This is a genomic window from Nocardioides sp. DN36 (genome assembly GCF_055380375.1).
The window spans coordinates 261394-278008 of sequence record NZ_AP043823.1 but is presented as its reverse complement, the minus strand read 5'-3'; the positions used below and the strand labels follow the sequence as shown (position 1 = coordinate 278008).

Annotated in this window: 15 protein-coding genes; 5 read left to right on the top strand and 10 right to left on the bottom strand. The window is 71.5% G+C overall.

The genetic code is table 11. The annotated features are described in order from the left end of the window. Positions 1-51: 51 nt before the first annotated feature. Complete coding sequence (locus ACZ43H_RS02235) at positions 52-855, top strand: alpha/beta fold hydrolase (protein ID WP_464587407.1); 804 nt, start codon at positions 52-54, stop codon at positions 853-855. 15 nt (positions 856-870) lie between these two features. Here the strand turns inward: ACZ43H_RS02235 and ACZ43H_RS02230 are convergent, their stop codons facing one another. Beyond that, positions 871-1509, bottom strand: coding sequence for a DUF6758 family protein (locus ACZ43H_RS02230; protein ID WP_464587406.1), 639 nt, complete (start codon positions 1507-1509; stop codon positions 871-873). Positions 1510-1556: 47 nt separating this feature from the next. Further along, the gene (locus ACZ43H_RS02225; protein ID WP_464587405.1) at positions 1557-2123 is read right to left on the bottom strand and encodes a histidine phosphatase family protein; all 567 of its coding nucleotides are present in this window, start codon (positions 2121-2123) and stop codon (positions 1557-1559) included. A gap of 60 nt (positions 2124-2183) precedes the next feature. On the opposite strand from ACZ43H_RS02225, the gene ACZ43H_RS02220 reads away from it, so the two are divergent. Then, entirely contained in the window at positions 2184-3362 is a 1179-nt protein-coding gene (locus ACZ43H_RS02220) for an MFS transporter (protein ID WP_464587404.1), read from the top strand. Here the strand turns inward: ACZ43H_RS02220 and ACZ43H_RS02215 are convergent. Continuing rightward, positions 3322-4791, bottom strand: coding sequence for a peptide MFS transporter (locus ACZ43H_RS02215; protein ID WP_464587402.1), 1470 nt, complete (start codon positions 4789-4791; stop codon positions 3322-3324). The two genes, ACZ43H_RS02220 and ACZ43H_RS02215, sit on opposite strands and share 41 nt — an antisense overlap. Before the next feature lie 82 nt (positions 4792-4873). Beyond that, entirely contained in the window at positions 4874-5398 is a 525-nt protein-coding gene (locus ACZ43H_RS02210; RefSeq protein ID WP_464590720.1) for a MaoC family dehydratase, read from the bottom strand. Between the two features lie 594 nt (positions 5399-5992). Here ACZ43H_RS02210 and ACZ43H_RS02205 point away from each other — a divergent pair. The 3 genes from ACZ43H_RS02205 to ACZ43H_RS02195 all read left to right on the top strand — a co-directional run bounded on the left by ACZ43H_RS02205 (position 5993) and on the right by ACZ43H_RS02195 (position 8997). Further along, the gene (locus ACZ43H_RS02205) at positions 5993-7375 is read left to right on the top strand and encodes an HNH endonuclease signature motif containing protein (protein ID WP_464587400.1); all 1383 of its coding nucleotides are present in this window, start codon (positions 5993-5995) and stop codon (positions 7373-7375) included. Positions 7376-7483: 108 nt separating this feature from the next. Beyond that, positions 7484-8233 carry a class I SAM-dependent methyltransferase gene (locus ACZ43H_RS02200; RefSeq protein ID WP_464587399.1) on the top strand — a complete coding sequence of 250 codons (750 nt, stop codon included), beginning with the start codon at positions 7484-7486 and terminating at the stop codon, positions 8231-8233. Positions 8234-8364: 131 nt separating this feature from the next. Then, positions 8365-8997 (top strand): histidine phosphatase family protein, encoded by a 633-nt coding sequence (locus ACZ43H_RS02195; RefSeq protein ID WP_464587398.1) that lies wholly within the window; start codon positions 8365-8367, stop codon positions 8995-8997. Positions 8998-9020: 23 nt separating this feature from the next. On the opposite strand, the gene ACZ43H_RS02190 is transcribed toward ACZ43H_RS02195, so the two are convergent. From ACZ43H_RS02190 to ACZ43H_RS02165, 6 genes are all read right to left on the bottom strand, one after another. Continuing rightward, on the bottom strand, positions 9021-9206 hold the full coding sequence (locus tag ACZ43H_RS02190) for a DUF5302 domain-containing protein (protein WP_379178977.1): 186 nt from the start codon (positions 9204-9206) through the stop codon (positions 9021-9023). Positions 9207-9340: 134 nt separating this feature from the next. After that, positions 9341-10531 (bottom strand): acyl-CoA dehydrogenase family protein, encoded by a 1191-nt coding sequence (locus tag ACZ43H_RS02185; RefSeq protein WP_464587396.1) that lies wholly within the window; start codon positions 10529-10531, stop codon positions 9341-9343. A 74-nt stretch (positions 10532-10605) separates the two neighbouring features. Further along, positions 10606-11742, bottom strand: coding sequence for a hypothetical protein (locus ACZ43H_RS02180; RefSeq protein ID WP_464587395.1), 1137 nt, complete (start codon positions 11740-11742; stop codon positions 10606-10608). A 50-nt stretch (positions 11743-11792) separates the two neighbouring features. Then, a complete protein-coding gene (locus ACZ43H_RS02175) occupies positions 11793-13154 on the bottom strand; it encodes an endonuclease/exonuclease/phosphatase family protein (protein ID WP_464587393.1) in 1362 nt (453 codons plus the stop codon). A 179-nt stretch (positions 13155-13333) separates the two neighbouring features. Further along, the gene (locus ACZ43H_RS02170; protein ID WP_464587392.1) at positions 13334-15496 is read right to left on the bottom strand and encodes an acyltransferase family protein; all 2163 of its coding nucleotides are present in this window, start codon (positions 15494-15496) and stop codon (positions 13334-13336) included. Further along, positions 15486-16559 carry an endonuclease/exonuclease/phosphatase family protein gene (locus tag ACZ43H_RS02165; RefSeq protein WP_464587390.1) on the bottom strand — a complete coding sequence of 358 codons (1074 nt, stop codon included), beginning with the start codon at positions 16557-16559 and terminating at the stop codon, positions 15486-15488. The genes ACZ43H_RS02170 and ACZ43H_RS02165 overlap by 11 nt, the downstream gene beginning before the upstream one ends. Between the last annotated feature and the right edge of the window lie 56 nt (positions 16560-16615).

Here is a 16615-nt window from a genome sequence, read left to right as displayed (position 1 = left end):
CAGCCGTGGACGAGGGCAGCACCGGAGCCGCCGGGGTGCCACACTCGGCTCATGACGGCCGGCTGGGGTCGGGTCGAGCGACCCGACGCGGAGATCTGGTACTACGACACGGCCGAGGACAAGCCGATCGTGGTCCTCCTCCACGGACTGGCCGGCTACGCGCGCGAGTGGGGCGCCACCATCGAGGCGCTGCGCGAGGACTGGTGCGTGGTCGCGGTCGAGCAGCGCGGGCACGGCAGCTCCACCCGCCGCCCCGATGACGTGTCCCGGCGTGCGTACGTCGACGACGTGGTGGCCGTGCTCGACGACCTCGGTGTCGACCAGGTCCCGGTGGTGGGCCAGTCGATGGGCGCGAACACCGCCATGCTGCTGGCCGCCCTGGCACCCGAGCGGGTCGACCGGCTGGTCCTGGTGGAGGGCGGCCTCGGTGGCGACTCCACGGCCGCCACCGACGGGATCGGCGAGTGGCTCGCCTCCTGGCCGGTCCCGTTCGAGGACCGCGAGGAGTTCCTCGACTTCTTCCGCGGCAGCCGGATGGTCGCCGAGACGTGGGCCGACGGGCTCGAGCAGCGTCCCGACGGGCTGTGGCCCCAGTGGGACGCCGAGGTGCTGACCCGGGCCGTCGCCCACCTCCACGAGCGCGAGCACCTCGAGGAGTGGTCCCAGGTGCACGCGCCCACGCTGCTGGTGCGCGGCGAGCACGGCTCGCTGCCGGACCGCCAGGTCGAGAGCATGTGCGCGTTGCGTCCGGACACCGAGGTCATCACGGTGGCCGGCGCCGGCCACGACGTGCACCTCGAGGCGCCCGAGGCCTTCCTGCGCGCGCTCACCCGCTTCCTCACGCACGCACGCTGAGGCGCCGGGTTCGGCTCACCAGAGCGGAGCCGGTCCCCCGAACGGCACCTCCAGGAGCGGAGGGCCCACCCTCGAGACGTCCCGCAGGATCCAGTCGTCGCGCAGCAGCAGCACCGCCGAGGCCGGCCGCAGCACGATCCACAGCCACCGCCCCTGGGCCTCGCCGGCGACCACGGAGCGGTCCAGCTCACCGTTCACGGCACTCGTCGAGACCGGCCACAGCGGCACCACCTGGCTCTCGACCCTGACCTTCACCGACGGCGGGCCCTGGCCGACCTCGTCGCCGGGGTCGTCGTGCAGGGTCCCCGCGCACCGGGCGCCGAGCCCGGTGCCGGCCTCCTCGGTGACCACGGCGACGTCGACGGGGCCGTCGAGCTCGCTGGTGCCCGAGCAGCAGGTCAGCGTCGCGCGGGCGCGCCCCTCCTCCCCCACGAGCGCGAAGTCGGTGACGCTCCAGCCGGGGCTCATCGGCCAGGGCAGGTACGTCGGGAACCCGTCGGCCGCGAGGAGGTGCTGCGCGAACGCGTCGTACGACGCCTCGCCGGGACGCCACAGCGGGGCGATCGTCCCGTGCTCGGGGCAGGACCACGCCTCGCCCGGCCCCGGACGGGCGATGGGGGTGGAGCAGCGCGGACAGCCGACCACCAGCGACATGCGACCACGGTGCTGGCGCCGCGGGCCGGCGTCAAGAGCCCATCGGGTCAGGAGTTCCAGCGCAGCACGACCGGGGACTCCCGCTCGTGCCCCAGGATCGAGACGGTGGCCGTGTCGAGGCGGAACAGCCGGCCGTCGGTGACCGGGAGCCCGAGCCACCGCGCGGTCAGGGCGCGCAGGGCGTGTCCGTGCCCGAACAGCAGGGCCGGGCCACCCACTGCCCGCACCTTCGCCACGACCCGGTCCAGCCGCTCACGGACCTGCTCGGCGTCCTCGCCGCCCGGGCAGGGCTTCGACCACACGGTCCAGCCCGGCACGGTCCGGCGGATCTCCGGGGTGGTGATGCCCTCGTAGTCGCCGTAGGTCCACTCCACCAGGTCGTCGTCGACCTCGGCATCGGCGTACCCGGCGAGCTCGGCGGTGCGCCGGGCCCGCTGCCGGGGGCTGGTCAGCACCAGCGCGAAGTCCGGTCCGTCGATCCGCTCCCGCAGGCCGCGCGCGACGCGCTCGCCGTCGGGGAGCAGGGGCAGGTCGGTGGTGGAGGTGTGCCGGCCGGACCGGCTCCACTCGGTCTCGCCGTGCCGGACCAGCCACACCTCGGCGTCGTCGCTCATGGCCGCGAGTCTGGCACGCAACGCCCCCGGTCGCGGGGCGGTCCGTGCCACGATCGGGGCATGACCTCCCGCAGGGCCCGGGCCGCGACCGCGGCCGCCTTCCTCACCCAGGGGCTGGTCTTCATCAGCCTGACCACCCGGTTGCCGGACTTCTCCGACCGCTGGGACATCTCCGAGCTCGAGCTGTCGCTGCTCCTGCTGATGATGGTGCTGCTCGCCGGCCTCGGGTCCGTGGTCGCCGAGACGCTGGCGAAGCGGGCGGACAGCGCGACCCTGCTCCGGGTGGGGCTCGGCCTGATCTGTGTCGCCGTACCGGTGCTCACCACCGCGCCGGTCGCCGCGGTGTTCGTCGCCGGGCTGGCGGTGTACGGCGTGGGGCTCGGCGTCGTCGACGCCACCACCAACATGCAGGCGGTCGCGCTCGAGCACGACTACGCCCGCCCGATCCTCCCGTCGTTCCACGGGTTCTGGACGCTCGGCGGCATCGTGGGAGCGGCGGTCACCCTGGCGACCGCGGACGCCCCGCTGCAGGCGACGGCCGTGCTCGCGGTGGTGCCGTTCGTCGTCCTGTTCGGGCCGTTCCTGCGCCGTGACCACGGACCGACCGAGACGGTGCAGACCGTGGCGGTGCCGTGGCGCCCGATCCTGCTCGTGGGACTCGGGATGGTGCTCTTCTACATGGTCGACACGGCCACCCAGACCTGGGGCCCGCTCTACCTCGACCACACCTTCTCGACGCCGTCCGGGCTGGTGGCGCTCGCGACGTTCCCCTACCTGGTCGCGAGCGGCGTGCTGCGGCTCGCCGGCGACACGCTGGTGGTGAGGTACGGCGAGGTGCTGGTGTTGCGGGTCGGGGCGGTCATCGCGTCGGCGGCGCTCGCCGTCGTCGTGTTCGCCCCGACCTGGCCGGTCGCCGTCCTCGGGTTCACCCTGCTCGGGGCCGGGGTCGCGGTGATCGCGCCGCTCAGCTTCTCCGCGGCCGCCCGGATCGCCGGTGACGAGGGGCTCGAGCCGGCCGTCCGGCAGGCCCGGGTGGATGCCGTGATCGCCCGGTTCAACCAGTTCAACTACGTCGGTGCGCTGCTCGGCGCGGTGATGACCGGCGTGGTCGGGTCGGGCTCGCTCCGGGTCGGCTTCGCGGTGCCGATGGTGCTGATCCTCGGCATCCTGCCGCTGGCCCGGGCCTTCGCCCCTCCGGTCAGTGCACCCCGGACATCAGGCGTCGGATCGGCGTCGTGACGACCGCGAGCGCCAGCCCGACCACCACCGAGACCAGCCCGAGGACGCCGAAGTACGCCGCCTCGTGGTCGGCCGAGTAGAACTTGCCGAGGTAGCCGGCCAGCACCGAGCCCAGCGCCACCGAGAGGAAGAACAGCGAGACCATCTGGGTCTTGAACGCCTCCGGTGCCAGCTTGGTCGCCAGCGACAGGCCGACCGGGCTGAGGAGCAGCTCGGCGACCGTGAAGACCAGCAGGATGCCGATCAGGGCGAGCAGCGGCGCGCTCTGCGGACCGCCGCCGGCCATCGGGACGAAGAGGAGGAACGCGACACCCATGATCGCCGTGCCCAGCGCGAACTTCATCGGGGTCGACGGCTGCCGGCTGCCGAGCCGGGTCCACAGCGCCGCGAACAGCGGGGCCAGCACGATGATGAAGACCGGGTTGATCGACTGCACCCACGAGACCGGCATCTCCCAGCCGAAGAGGTCGCGGTCCAGGCGCTTGTCGGAGTAGATCGTCACCACGGTGAACTGCTGCTGGTAGAGCGACCAGAACGCCGTGCTCGCGAGGAACATCGGCACGAACGCCCAGACGCGGCCGCGCTCGACGGTGTCGATCTTCTTGCTGGAGACGATCCGCAGGAACAGCAGCACCGCGCCGACGGCGGTGAGGACCAGCACCCAGGTCGCGAGGTTCTCGGCGGTGACCAGGCCGGCGAAGACCAGGGCGAGGACGACGACCAGCGCCACGACGGCGACCGCGACGACCTTGGTGCGCTCGCTCGCCGGCAGCGGGTTGTGCACGGTGTTCGCCTCCGCCGGGAGCTGCTTGCGGCCGACCGTGTACTGCGCCAGGCCCAGGGCCATGCCGATCGCGGCGGCCAGGAAGCCGATGTGGAAGCCCGCCTCCTGCTGCAGCAGACCGGTCAGCAGCGGGCCGAAGAGCGCGCCCAGGTTGATGCCCATGTAGAAGATCGAGAAGCCGGCGTCGCGCCGCTCGTCCCCCTCGGCGTAGAGGGTGCCGACGAGGGCGGTCGCGTTGGCCTTCAGGCCGCCTGAGCCGATCCCGACCATCAGCAGGCCGGCGATCACGCCGGCGTACCCGGGCAGCGCGCTGAGCGCGACGTGGCCGACCATGATCAGGCAGGCGCTGTAGAACAGCGTCCGCTCCGAGCCGAGGACCCGGTCCGCGAGCCACGCGCCGGGGATGGTCGCGAGGTAGACCAGGCCGCCGTACGCGCCGATGACCGCGCTCGCGGTCCCCTCGTCCATCCCGAGACCGCCCTGTGAGGCGGTGTAGTAGAGGTAGAGCAGGACGATGCCCTGCATGCCGTAGAAGCTGAACCGCTCCCACATCTCGACGCCGAAGAGGTTGGCGAGGACACGGGGCTGGCCGAAGAAGCCGCGGTCCTGGGTGGGACTCGGGGCGGTCTGGGTCTGGGCGTTCACCCGACGGACGATGCCAAATGGACTACGTGAGGCGCAAAATCAACCCCCCGTTTGAGGGATGGACAATCTCACCCGCGACTTGCTATTCGCCTGGCCAGTTCTTGTCCGGCTGCGGGGTCGGGCGGCCCGGCTGCTCGCCGCCGCGCTCGGCGAGGTAGCTGTCCTTCGGGACCATCACCTTGCGCCGGAAGATGCACACGACCTTGCCGTCCTGGTTGTAGCCGATGGTCTCCACGTGGACCACGCCACGGTCGTCCTTGGACTTGCTCTCCCACTTGTCGAGCACCCGCGTCTCGCCGTACAGCGTGTCGCCGTGGAACGTCGGGGCCACGTGGCGCAGCGACTCGATCTCGAGGTTGGCGATCGCCTTGCCCGAGATGTCCGGCACGCTCATGCCGAGCAGGATCGAGTAGACGTAGTTGCCCACCACCACGTTCTTGCCGAACTGGGTGGTCTGCTCGGCGTAGTTCGTGTCCATGTGCAGCGGGTGGTGGTTCATCGTGAGCAGGCAGAACAGGTGGTCGTCGTACTCCGTCACGGTCTTGCCGGGCCAGTGCTTGTACGTCGCGCCGACCTCGAACTCCTCGTAGCTACGACCGAACTGCATGCTCACTCCTGATCCTCGACGACGTTCCCGGCCATCCTGTCGGACCGGTCCCGCGCGTGGGGTTACTCGTGGGAAACCTCACCCTCGGGGGTGGTTGGGACGGTCGGAGGGCACCCCGACTCGTCGTTCGCGCCGGGCCTGCGGGTCACTTCTGGTTGCGGTCCTCGGCAGCGACGGGAGAGGTATGCCGCGCTCGGCGCCACTTCCCGGCCTGCCGGTACGCGGTGGGCGGCACCGGCGCCAGTGGCCCCGGAGGACTTGCGGCACGTGGGTGGTTGCGGTCCTTGGCAGCGACGGGGAGAGGTACGCCGCGCTCGGCGCCACTTCCCGGCCTGCCGGTACGCGGTGGGCGGCACCGGCGCCAGTGGCCCCGGAGGACTTGCGGCACGTGGGTGGTTGCGGTCCTTGGCAGCGACGGGGAGAGGTACGCCGCGCTCGGCGCCGCTTCCGGTCTTGCGGTCCGCGGCAGGAGGGGCCAACACCGGCCATGGGCGGCTCTGGAGTCCGAAAGTTTTACCTTCGATTTTCTCCGAATGGGCCACGAACCGTCCACAGGCAGGGACGGATGTCGGCGCCCTCTGAGACAATGGACACATGTTCGAAACAGACGCCAACTGGGAGCCGGTCGAGGTCGAGGACCTTGACGCGGACGGCCTGCTGGCGCTGCTCGAGCACAAGCGCACCGAGGCCCGCGCGGCCCAGCGGGGCAAGCTCCGCCTTGCCCTGCAGTGGTGCGTCCTGCACCCCGCCACCGCGGACACCGGGGTCGCGACCTGGGGCGGCCCCAGCGTCCTCCTGACCGACGAGTCGCTGGGTGGGGACGGGACACCGGCGGTCGCGGCGGTCGCGGCGTTCGCGCCCGGGCCCGTCGCCGCGACGCTGGGGATCTCCACCACCGCGGGGATGGCGTTGATTGCGGACGCGCTGGACCTGCAGTTCCGGCTCCCTCGGATCTGGCGGCTCGTACAGCAGTTGGCGGTCGAGCCGTACAAGGCGCGGCAGGTCGCCCAGGCCACCCACCAGCTCTCCGAGGCTGCGGCCGCCTACGTCGACGAGCAGCTCGCCCCCCGGCTGCCCTCGTGCGGGTGGAAGGCCGTCGAGACAACCGTCGCGCACGCGATCGCCAAGTTCGACCCTGACCTGATCGCCCAGAAGGAGAAGAAAGGCAAGGCCGGCTGGCACGTCACCCTGCGCCACGACAACCCCGGCCAGTTCGACGGCACCAGCTACCTCGACGTCGCCGGCGACACCCTCGACCTCACCGCCTTCCACGACCTGGTCTGCGACCAGGCCGCCCAGCTGAAGGCCCTCGGCGACACCGACGACCTCGAGATCCGCAAGACCAAAGCACTCGGTGTCATCGCCGCCCAACAAGCCACCCTCGACCTCCTCACCCTCACCGGACAGCAGCCCGACGTCCCCGCTGCCCCCGCGAAGCCGCGGCCGCCGAAGACCCGGCTCTACCTCCACCTCTCCCTCGCCGACCTCGCCACCGGCTGCACCACGACCGCAGGCCCTGGCCGTGGCGACGGCGGCACCGTGACCGGCACGGTGGAGCGGCTCGGGCCGGCGACCATCGACCTGATCAAGGACTGGGTCGGCCGCTCCCGCGTGACGGTCCAGCCGGTCATCGACCTCGCCACGACCACCGCGGTGGACGCGCACGACCCACCCGCGTGGATGGCCGAGCTCGTCATCCTCCGCGACGGCCACTGCGTCTTCCCCTGGTGCCCCGTCGACGCCCGGCGATCCGACCTCGACCACATCCAGCCGTACGTCCCGATCGACGACGGCGGACCACCGGGCCAGACCGCACCCGACAAGCTCGCCCCCTTGTGCCGGCGACATCACCGCTGCAAGACCAGTGGCCGCTGGCGCTACCGGCGACGACCCGACGGCACCTACGAATGGCACGGACCCCACGGCCGCAGCTACCTCGTCACACCCCACGGCACCATCCGGCTCAACACCAACTGACACCAGCCAGCAGCACCGGCAGGCCTGATCACCCGGCACCCACCGGGCGATCGGGCCTGCCGTGCTGCCCTGTTCCGGCGTTCCTGGGCGTCACGGGAGGATGAGCCCATGCGGACCTTCGAAGAGCTCATCGCCGAGGCCGAGTCGGCGGACATCACGGGCTGGGGGTTCGCCTGGCTCGACGGTCGCGCCACCGAGCAGCGCCCACCCTGGGGCTACTCGCGTCTGCTCGCGGGACGGTTGGCCCGGGCCGGGTCCGCCCTGGACATCGACACCGGCGGCGGCGAAGTGGTGGCGGAGGCGCCGGTGCTGCCCGAGCGGATGTGCGTCACCGAGGCGTGGCCACCCAACGCCCGCCGCGCGCGGGAGGCACTCGGTCCGCGCGGCGTCGAGGTGCACGACACCCAGCAGGGCGGCCCCCTGCCCTTCGTTGACGAGTCGTTCGACCTGGTCACGGCCAGGCACCCGGTGAAGCCGGACTGGTGGGAGATCCGACGCGTGCTCGCGCCTGGCGGGCACTACTTCGCCCAGCACGTCGGACCGGCCTCCGCGTTCGAGCTGATCGAGTTCTTCCTCGGCCCCCTTCCCGAGCACCGGCTCGGCCGCGACCCCCGGCGTGAGGCCGCGCAGGCCGAAGAAGCGGGACTGACAGTCACCGACCTGCGCACCTCTCGCGGCCGGATGGAGTTCCTCGACGTCGGTGCGGTCGTGTGGATCCTGCGCAAGTGCGTGTGGTGGGTCCCCGACTTCTCGGTCGACCGGTACCACGACAAGCTCCTGGAGCTCGACGGCGTGATCAGGCGCCAGGGGTCGTTCGTGGCGCACTCGACGCGCCATCTCATCGACGCCCGGCGGTGAGGCGACCCCGCGCCGCTCAGCGCGAGCTGCCCCGCGGATAAGGGCGGACCTGAGCCGCGCGGCTCGTAGGGTGCTTCCGAGGGGAAGCACCGCGGTGGCGACCGCACCCCCGGCGACCGCAAGGAGGTCCGTTGCGTCGGTTGTACGTCATCACCCATCCCGAAGCCACGCACCACGTGTCCGGCCTCGTCGGCGGGTGGTTCGACTCGGAGCTCACCGAGCGCGGGCTCCGGCAGGCCGAGGCCGTCGCCGACCGGGTCGCGGAGCTCGTGCCGGCGGGAGCTGCGCCTCGGCTCTACTCGTCCGACCTGACCCGGGCGGCGCAGACAGCGGAGCCGATCGCCCGGCGACTCGGCGTCCGGCCGACCTTGCTGGCGGGCCTGCGGGAGAAGTCGTACGGCGTGGCCGAGGGCCGCGAGCAGGCCTGGCTCGACGCGCGCTTCGTGCCCCCTCCCCCGGCCGGCGACCGGATGGGGCACCACGAAGGCATCGAGGGCGCGGAGACCAAGCGGGCCTTCGCGACGCGGGTCTACGAGGCCGTCCAGACGGTCCTGGCCGAGCCCGCCTCCCACCAGGTCGTCGTGACGCACGGCTTCGCGCTGACCTTCGTCGTCGCCGCCTGGATCGGCATGCCGATGGAGTCGGCCCACTACGTGAACCTGCGCGCCAGCAGCGGCGGCATCACCCTGCTCGAGCAGGACGACCGATTTCACAACCGCAGCGTCGTGCGCCTCGACGACTGCTCACACCTGGCCGGTCTCTGACCTCCTCTGGCTCGGGGCCGGGCTCACGAGCCGCCGCCACCGGCCTTGCGTCGGTGCATCTTCGGAGCTCCACCCACGACCTCGGAGCCGTGCGCCTTCTCCTTGACCGGCCCGTCGTGCTGGACACCCTGGTCGTTCGACTTCTTGCGATCCAGGGCCTCCCGCATCTTCGCCTTCAGGTCCTCGTTCGCGCCGTTCGATTCGGGCATCGTTCCTCCTCAGGTCGGTCCCACCACCCTTGCATCCCGTGGTGGCGCACGTCGACCTCATTCCGGGCCCCGGCACAGCAGAAGGCCCGGACCGACGCAGCGCGTGGTCCGGGCCTTCGCCGAGTGGCTCCGGGCTAGATCTTGTAGTCCTTCAGCAGGCTCCGGCCGATGATCATCTTCTGGATGTCGGCGGTGCCCTCGCCGATCAGCATGAACGCTGCCTCGCGGTAGAGGCGCTCGATCTCGTACTCCTTGGAGTAGCCGTAACCGCCGTGGATCCGGAAGGAGTCCTCGACGACCTCGTTGCAGTACTCCGCGGCGAGGTACTTGGCCATGCCGGCCTCGACGTCGTTGCGCTCGCCCCGGTCCTTCAGGCGCGCCGCGCGCACCATCATGGCGTGGGCGGTCTCGACCTTGGTCGCCATCTCGGCCAGCCGGAAGAGGATCGCCTGGTGCTCGGCGATCGGCTTGCCGAACGTCTCGCGCTGCTGGGCGTAGGCGATGCCGAGCTCGAAGGCGCGGTTGGCGATGCCGCAGGCGCGGGCGGCGACGTTGACGCGGCCGACCTCGACACCGTCCATCATCTGGTAGAAGCCCTTGCCCGGCTCGCCACCGAGGATCTGGTCGGCCGAGATCCGGTGCCCCTCGAAGACCGCCTCGGTCGTGTCGACGCCCTTGTAGCCCATCTTGTCGATCTTGCCCGGGATCGTGAGCCCCTGGGCGGTCTCGCCGAAGCCGGGCTCCTTCTCCACCAGGAAGGTCGTCATGTTCTTGTAGACCGAGTCCGAGCCCTCGTCGGTCTTCGTCAGCACCGCCACCAGCGTCGACGTGCCGCCGTTGGTCAGCCACATCTTCTGGCCGGTGATCTCGTAGCCGTCGTCAGTCTTCGTGGCCTTGGTCTTGATCGCCGACACGTCCGACCCGAGCCCCGGCTCGGACATCGAGAACGCACCGCGGACCTCGCCGGTGGCCATCTTGGGCAGGTACTTCCGCTTCTGCTCCTCGGTGCCGTGCTGCATCAGCATGTAGGCCACGATGAAGTGGGTGTTGATGACGCCCGAGACGCTCATCCAGCCGCGGGCGATCTCCTCCACGCACAGGGCGTAGGTCAGCAGTGACTCACCGAGGCCGTCGTACTCCTCGGGGATCATCAGGCCGAAGATCCCCAGCTCCTTGAGACCGTCCACGATCTCCTGGGGGTAGGTGTCGGCGTGCTCCAGCTCCGTCGCGACGGGCAGGATCTCCTTCTCCACGAAGGACCTGACCGCCTTGAGAATCTCGGTCTGGTCGTCGGTGAGTCCTTCGGTCTCGCAGAGCCGGCCCATGGGGCGTCCTTCCGGTCGGGAGCGTGAGCGGCTGCGATCCTACCGGCCGGTAGGTCAGCCGGGACCGAGCTCGGTCAGTGGGATATCCCACCCGGGACGACCCGGTCGCGCACCCGGGCGGCGGCCCGTCGGGCCCGCCCCAGCGGCGTGGCTGCGTCGCCCTCGTCGTCCGGCTCGGGCGCCTCGTCCTTGCGCGCTCGCAGGGTCAGCATGTCCACCAGGGCGCGTACGGCGGCCGCCGCCACCTCTCGTTCCTTGGGCGGACGCTCCGCCTCGGAGAAGGCCGACGCGGCGCTGCGCAGGTCGGCGAGGTCACCCTCGACGGAGTACCCCGCCTCCTCCAGCGCGGAGATCTGGGACTCGGACAGCTGGCGCACCCAGCCCTCGAAGCGGGTGGGCACCCTGATCGCGCGACGCTCCTGACGAGCCAGCACCCGGACCGCGAAGTAGCGCTTGCCGACGTCGCCGTACACCTGACGGCGGCGCAGCTCCGGCTCGAGGCCGGCATTGACCCGGCGCAGCACCTCGCTCTGCAGCCGACCGAGCCCCGTGTTGCTGCCGACGACGTCGGTGCTCAGGGCCGTCGGGTCGACCCCGAGCACGCGGCAGTACCGCTCGAGCAGCAGCGTCGGGCTGCTGCCCGACGGGGGCACGGTCACGACGTGGATGCGCTCGGCCGGGACGTGCGCTGCCCACCGGGCGAGCACGTTCGGCGGGTCGAACTGGGGCCGCTGGTCCCCGAAGCCGGGTTCGCGCGACTGGCGACGCAGGCGGCGCAGGTACTTCTCGTAGGGCACGGAGCCACCGGCGCGCAGGTTCTCCTGCCACGCCGAGGGCAGCTGGCGGCCGAGGTCGCGCACGGTGAGCACGACGTGGACCTCACGGTCCCCGCACGCCTCCAGCAACGTCTTGACCTGCGCGGGGGTGCAGGACGACAGCGACTCCTGGCTCAGCAGCGCACGGGTGCCCGGGGCGTTCGCGAGCTCGCGCTCGAAGCGCTGGAGGGCGCCCCGGACGGCCGGCGGGTCGAGGTCAGGCTGGTAGCGCTCACGCACCCGGAGCATCGTGTGGAACGCGGCGCGCTTGGTGGACGGCACCAGGTCGAGCCCCTGCGCGGCCAGCTCCTCCTGGTTCGCCCAGAAGATGCTCTGCAGGTAGGACGTGCCGGTCTTCTGCAGTCCGATGTGCACGAAGAGCGGGGGGTGAGGCATGGGCCCGACTGTATCGGCCGCCGGCGCCGCGCCGGCCGGGGCGTCCGGGGCTACTTCGCCGAGGAGTCCAGGCTCGCGACCAGGTCCGCCGCCTGGGTCAGGCTCACGTTGCCGACGTTGAGCGTGGCCCTGCTCCGGGTCGCGATGACGGTGGTGTCGAGGAGTCGGTTCACGTCGACCCGCTGGACCGGGGTCCCGCTCGTGTCACGGCGCAGGATCATCGTGCGCGGCCCGTTCCCGGCGTACCACGCGTCGCGGCAGGAGCCCAGGCACTGGCGGACGCCGGTGCCGGAGCCGGACGACTTACCGATGGCGGACATCAGCGCCTTCTCGCGCGGGGTGAGCACCTCGCTGAGCGTGTGGACCCGCACGAAGACCCCACGGTCCACGGCGGCCCGGAGGACCCGGACGACCTTGGGACGCTCGAGGCCGGTGGTCACCAGGTCGACGGTCTCGCCGGCGGTCGCGTCGCGCACGACGCCGACGGCCTCGTTGAGGACGACGCGCTGCTCCGCGTTCGTGCCGGTGGGGTTGTTGCGCACCACGGTCGTCTGACCGGGAGCGTCGACGGTCCAGGAGAGTCCGGCGACGACGGCGTTGTGGTCGGAGTTGAGCTCGACGGGGTGCTGGCTGACCACCTGGATCTGGTCGTCCGCGGTGGCGAACACGTAGTCGATGGTCGCGCCCCGGTGGTCGCCGGTCGGGAAGTAGCTGCCCATGGCGTCGTACGTCGGCACCATGCTGTCGGCGGTGAGCACGTCTCGCGGGTAGGAGCTGGACCGGTAGTGGACGTTGAAGTCCCCGCCCACGAAGACCGGACCGCGGGCCTTGAGCTGGGTGACGAGCGCGCCGATCCTGCGCACCGTGCCGCGACGGAGGTCGGGCATGCCGTTGACGAGGGGGGCGACGTGGGCGGACACCACCGAGACGGTCCGGCCGTCGGCGGACTGCAGGGTCACCCAGTTGGCGAAGCGCAGGCCGAGCATGGTGTGCCGCTTCGGCGGGATCTCGCGGTAGTTGCTGATCCGCTGGGTGCCCTGGTCGACCCGGGTCCAGGTGTCGGTGCGCCAGGCGACCGGCGTCGCGCCCTTGTAGCGGCCAGGCGTGCGCCAGATGTCGTAGTCGGCCGGCGCCAGGACGCCGTCCTGGCGCATCGGGACCTCGTTGTAGGTGACGAAGTCCGGACGCGGGGCGAGCACGGCGCGCACGTCGGACTGGAACTTCTCGACCGTCATGCCGGTCTTGATGTTCGCCTGGACCATCACCACCTGGGCCGGCGCTCCGTCGGTCGAGGCCTGGGCGGGGCTGCCCGTGACGAGTCCGCTGAAGCCGACGGCCAGGACTGCCGTGGCGGCAAGGGTCCGGTGGACGAGGGAAGATCGCGCGCCAAGCGCTGCTGAATGGGGGCTCACGGTGCCGACTCCTGGTGCCTCGAGGGGACCCAGGACGACGCCCGGATTCCTTGATCACACACATCACATCAGCACCATGCGCATCGTGGCAACGCGTTCCGGATAACTACAGACGTGTAGTTATGACAGGCCCCGTGGAGGCCCGTGTCCACGCCGCCGCGACCGCGCCGACGGTCCGGTCAACCGGCGTCGCCGATGCCCAGCGCGCGCGCCAGCGGCGTGGCCAGCCAGCGCGCGTAGTCGGGCGTCATGTGCTCGGAGTCGCGCATCGTGATGAAGTTGCCGACCACCGACGGGCACAGCCCGTCGGCACAGAACCACTTGCGCGCGTCGACCACGCCCACCCCGGCGTCCCTGGCCGCCTCGAACGACGTGTGGGCGACCGCGGTGGCCTGGTGGCCGGGCCGGAAGGCACAGTCACCCAGGTCGGGGTCACCGTGGCTGAGGCACACGCCGGTCTCCCGAGGCAGCTTCGGGGTGTTGCCGATGACGTAGACCTGGTCGGCGGACTCCTTGAACGTCGCGAACTCCTGCTGGAAGCCGGTGCGCAACGTGGCGAGGTAGTGGTCGAGGTCGCCGCCGGGCGAGGAGACGTCGCCGGTCTCCGGATCCACGAACCGGCCGTACGAGCTCGACACCAGCACGAAGTCCGGGTGCAGTGAGGAGACCGTGTCCGTGACCCAGGCCTTGAAGTCCTGGCACGCTCCCCAGGTGCGGCCGGTCAGGTGGTCGATCTCCTCCAGGGTGCTGGCCATGCAGCCGCTGTAGACGAGCACATAGACCTTGTAGCCGTACTCGCGACCCAGGGCGTCGACGGCCGGCGAGAGCGCGCGTGCGTGGGAGTCCCCGGTCACGACGATCGTGCGGTCGGCACGAGGGTCACCCACCGGGCACAGCGTGCGGGTCCCCGTCCGGTAGTCGCAGTCGCCCAGCGACGCCGTCTGCTCGCGCAGCCCGAGCAGACGCGGTTGCAGCTTGCTCGGCACCGCGCGCCCGTCGCGGGCGGCCAGCACGGACGCCTCCACGAGAGCGACGTACGAGTCGTGGGCCAGCTTCCCCGAGGGGTAGTCCGAGGTGGAGATCGCCGGATCGTTCCCGAACTCCCCCAGCCGGTAGCGCAGCGTCTGGTCGCTGGCGAACACCCCGACGAAGACCAGCGCCAGGCAGCTGGGGTAGATCGCGAGCGCCCGGACCGGCACCCGCCAGCGGTGGCCGCTGCGGAACGGCGTCTCCACCCAGCGGTACGTCGCCCAGCTGAGCACGAAGACGAGGACCAGCACGGCGAGCTGGAACGCCGGGGCGTTGAAGCGTTGGGGGCCGACCTGGCTGCGCACCAGGATGATCACCGGCCAGTGCCACAGGTACAGCGAGTAGGACCAGTCCCCCACCCGTACCGCGGGCCGCGACGAGAGGACGCGTCCGACCACGGTCGGCCGGCCGTGCGCCCCACCCAGGATGAGCGCCGCAGCGCCCAGCACCGGCACGGTCGCCACGATGCCCGGGAAGGGAGTGCGAGGCGTCAGCCACAACGCCGCGAAGCCGATCGCCGCCAGGCCGATCCACGGCAGCGTCGCCGAGACCGCCGCCGGCGGGCGCCAGCGCCCCCCGGACAGGAGAAGGGCGCACCCGGCGCCCACGCCGAGCTCCCAGGCGCGGGCGAAGGTGGAGAAGTACGCCGTGGTCGGCGAGTGGTAGGTCGCCCACATCGACCACGCCAGGGACGCTGCGACGAGCGTCGCCAGCACGACGACGGACAGGAGTCGACCGGCCGAACGGCTCCGGCGCCGGGCCCAGACGGCGCAGAGGAGCATGATCACCGGCCAGACGAGGTAGAACTGCTCCTCCACCGACAGCGACCAGTAGTGCTGGAGCGGCGAGGGTGGCTCACCCTGCGCGAAGTAGTCCGTCCCGACCATCGCGAACCGCACGTTCGCGGCGAAGAGCGTGGCCCAGACCGCGTCGGTGATGACGGTCTGGGTGCGCAGCATCGCGAGCAGCACCGTCGAGCCGACGACGGTGGCGAGGGTGACGACCGTGGCGGCCGGGAGGATCCGGCGGGCCCGGCGCGCGTAGAAGTCGACGATCGAGACCCGCCCGGTGCGGTCGACCTCACGGACCAGGAGCGAGGTGATCAGGAAGCCCGACACCACGAAGAACACGTCGACCCCGATGAAGCCGCCCGAGATCCCGTGGCCACCGAGGTGGTGGACGATCACCAGGAGGACGGCCAGCGCCCGGATCCCCTGGATGTCCGACCGGAAGCTCAGGCGCGCACTCCCCGGACCGGCGGGTCCGACGGGTTGCTGGGCGTGCGACGAGGACCGGGCTGGCTCACTCGACATGCGCGAGGGCACTGACGAAGATGTGGTCGCTGATCCGCTGCTGGGTCGATGACACATCCCTCCAGTAGCCGCTCCAGGTGGCCCCGCTGCCGACCACCCAGTCCACCGGCAACGGCATCGGCGGCGGGTGGCACCCGTTGGCGGTGCTGCCGCCGTTGGGGGCGCTCAGGCCGGCAGGGACGACGACGTGGCAGTAGAACTCCGCGCGGTCGTTCATGTCACCGGTGGTGAAGACCGGCAGGCCGCTGGCCTGCAGCTCCCGGATGACCGAGACCGTCGTCGCCTGCGCGTTGCGGCGCTCGACGAGGGCCCGACCTCCTCCCGGCGAGGGATGGGTGTTGACGACGTAGAACTCGCGGCCCGTGGCCTTGTCGCGCAGGCGCAGGATGGGCTGCGGCCGCGGTCGGCCCACGAAGGTGACCGTGAACTTGCTGCCCGAGACGAACTCGAACCGGTCGGGGTCGTAGAGGATCGAGTTGTCGGTCTCGACGGTGCCCCACGACAGGCCGGGATAGGCGGCCATGCCGGTGCGGGCCTGCAGCGCGCGCAGCTGGTCGTCCTGGAGCTCCTGGGTCCCGAGCACCTCGACGCCGTGCTTGGCGATCAGCCGCGCGGCGCCCGCGCTGCGCACCGAGGCAGGCGGGAAGTTCTTGCGATCCCCGGACGGGGTCGTGTGCTGGCTGCCCAGCACGTTGAAGGTCCCGATCCGGACGTCGAAGGGGGCGCTCGAGGGCTGCGGCGGCTCGCTCTCGGTCTTCGCGGTCTTCGCGGGCTCGGGCTTCTCCGGCGCGGGCGGCGGCAAGCGCTTGAACAGCGTCCCGGACACCACGCGCATGGGCCGCGTCCGCTGGCCCACCGTCTCGACGCTGCTGCGCGGCGAGGCGACCTCGGTGGCGCGGGTGGCCCCGGCCGGCCGCAGCTCGGCGGCCGTCGGCGCCGGATCCGGACGCAGGGTGAGGACCGCGACGACTGCCGCCAGCACCGTCAGGCAGACCAGCACCGTGAGCGCGACGAGGCGCTGGGGGCGCGACGAACCGGGTGCACGGTGGACGGGGAGGGGCACCACGGGACGTTAACACAGGACCCACACCTCGGGGCCATCGCGCGAAAGGCCCCGGG

Excerpts from the sequence above, each read along its gene's own strand:
- ACZ43H_RS02170 (WP_464587392.1), bottom strand. The coding sequence starts at position 15,496 with ATGTCGAGTGAGCCAGCCCGGTCCTCGTCGCACGCCCAGCAACCCGTC.
- ACZ43H_RS02200 (WP_464587399.1), top strand. The coding sequence starts at position 7,484 with ATGCGGACCTTCGAAGAGCTCATCGCCGAGGCCGAGTCGGCGGACATC.
- ACZ43H_RS02190 (WP_379178977.1), bottom strand. The coding sequence starts at position 9,206 with ATGCCCGAATCGAACGGCGCGAACGAGGACCTGAAGGCGAAGATGCGG.
- ACZ43H_RS02205 (WP_464587400.1), top strand. The coding sequence starts at position 5,993 with ATGTTCGAAACAGACGCCAACTGGGAGCCGGTCGAGGTCGAGGACCTT.
- ACZ43H_RS02180 (WP_464587395.1), bottom strand. The coding sequence starts at position 11,742 with ATGCCTCACCCCCCGCTCTTCGTGCACATCGGACTGCAGAAGACCGGC.
- ACZ43H_RS02230 (WP_464587406.1), bottom strand. The coding sequence starts at position 1,509 with ATGTCGCTGGTGGTCGGCTGTCCGCGCTGCTCCACCCCCATCGCCCGT.
- ACZ43H_RS02210 (WP_464590720.1), bottom strand. The coding sequence starts at position 5,398 with ATGCAGTTCGGTCGTAGCTACGAGGAGTTCGAGGTCGGCGCGACGTAC.
- ACZ43H_RS02220 (WP_464587404.1), top strand. The coding sequence starts at position 2,184 with ATGACCTCCCGCAGGGCCCGGGCCGCGACCGCGGCCGCCTTCCTCACC.
- ACZ43H_RS02185 (WP_464587396.1), bottom strand. The coding sequence starts at position 10,531 with ATGGGCCGGCTCTGCGAGACCGAAGGACTCACCGACGACCAGACCGAG.
- ACZ43H_RS02235 (WP_464587407.1), top strand. The coding sequence starts at position 52 with ATGACGGCCGGCTGGGGTCGGGTCGAGCGACCCGACGCGGAGATCTGG.
- ACZ43H_RS02225 (WP_464587405.1), bottom strand. The coding sequence starts at position 2,123 with ATGAGCGACGACGCCGAGGTGTGGCTGGTCCGGCACGGCGAGACCGAG.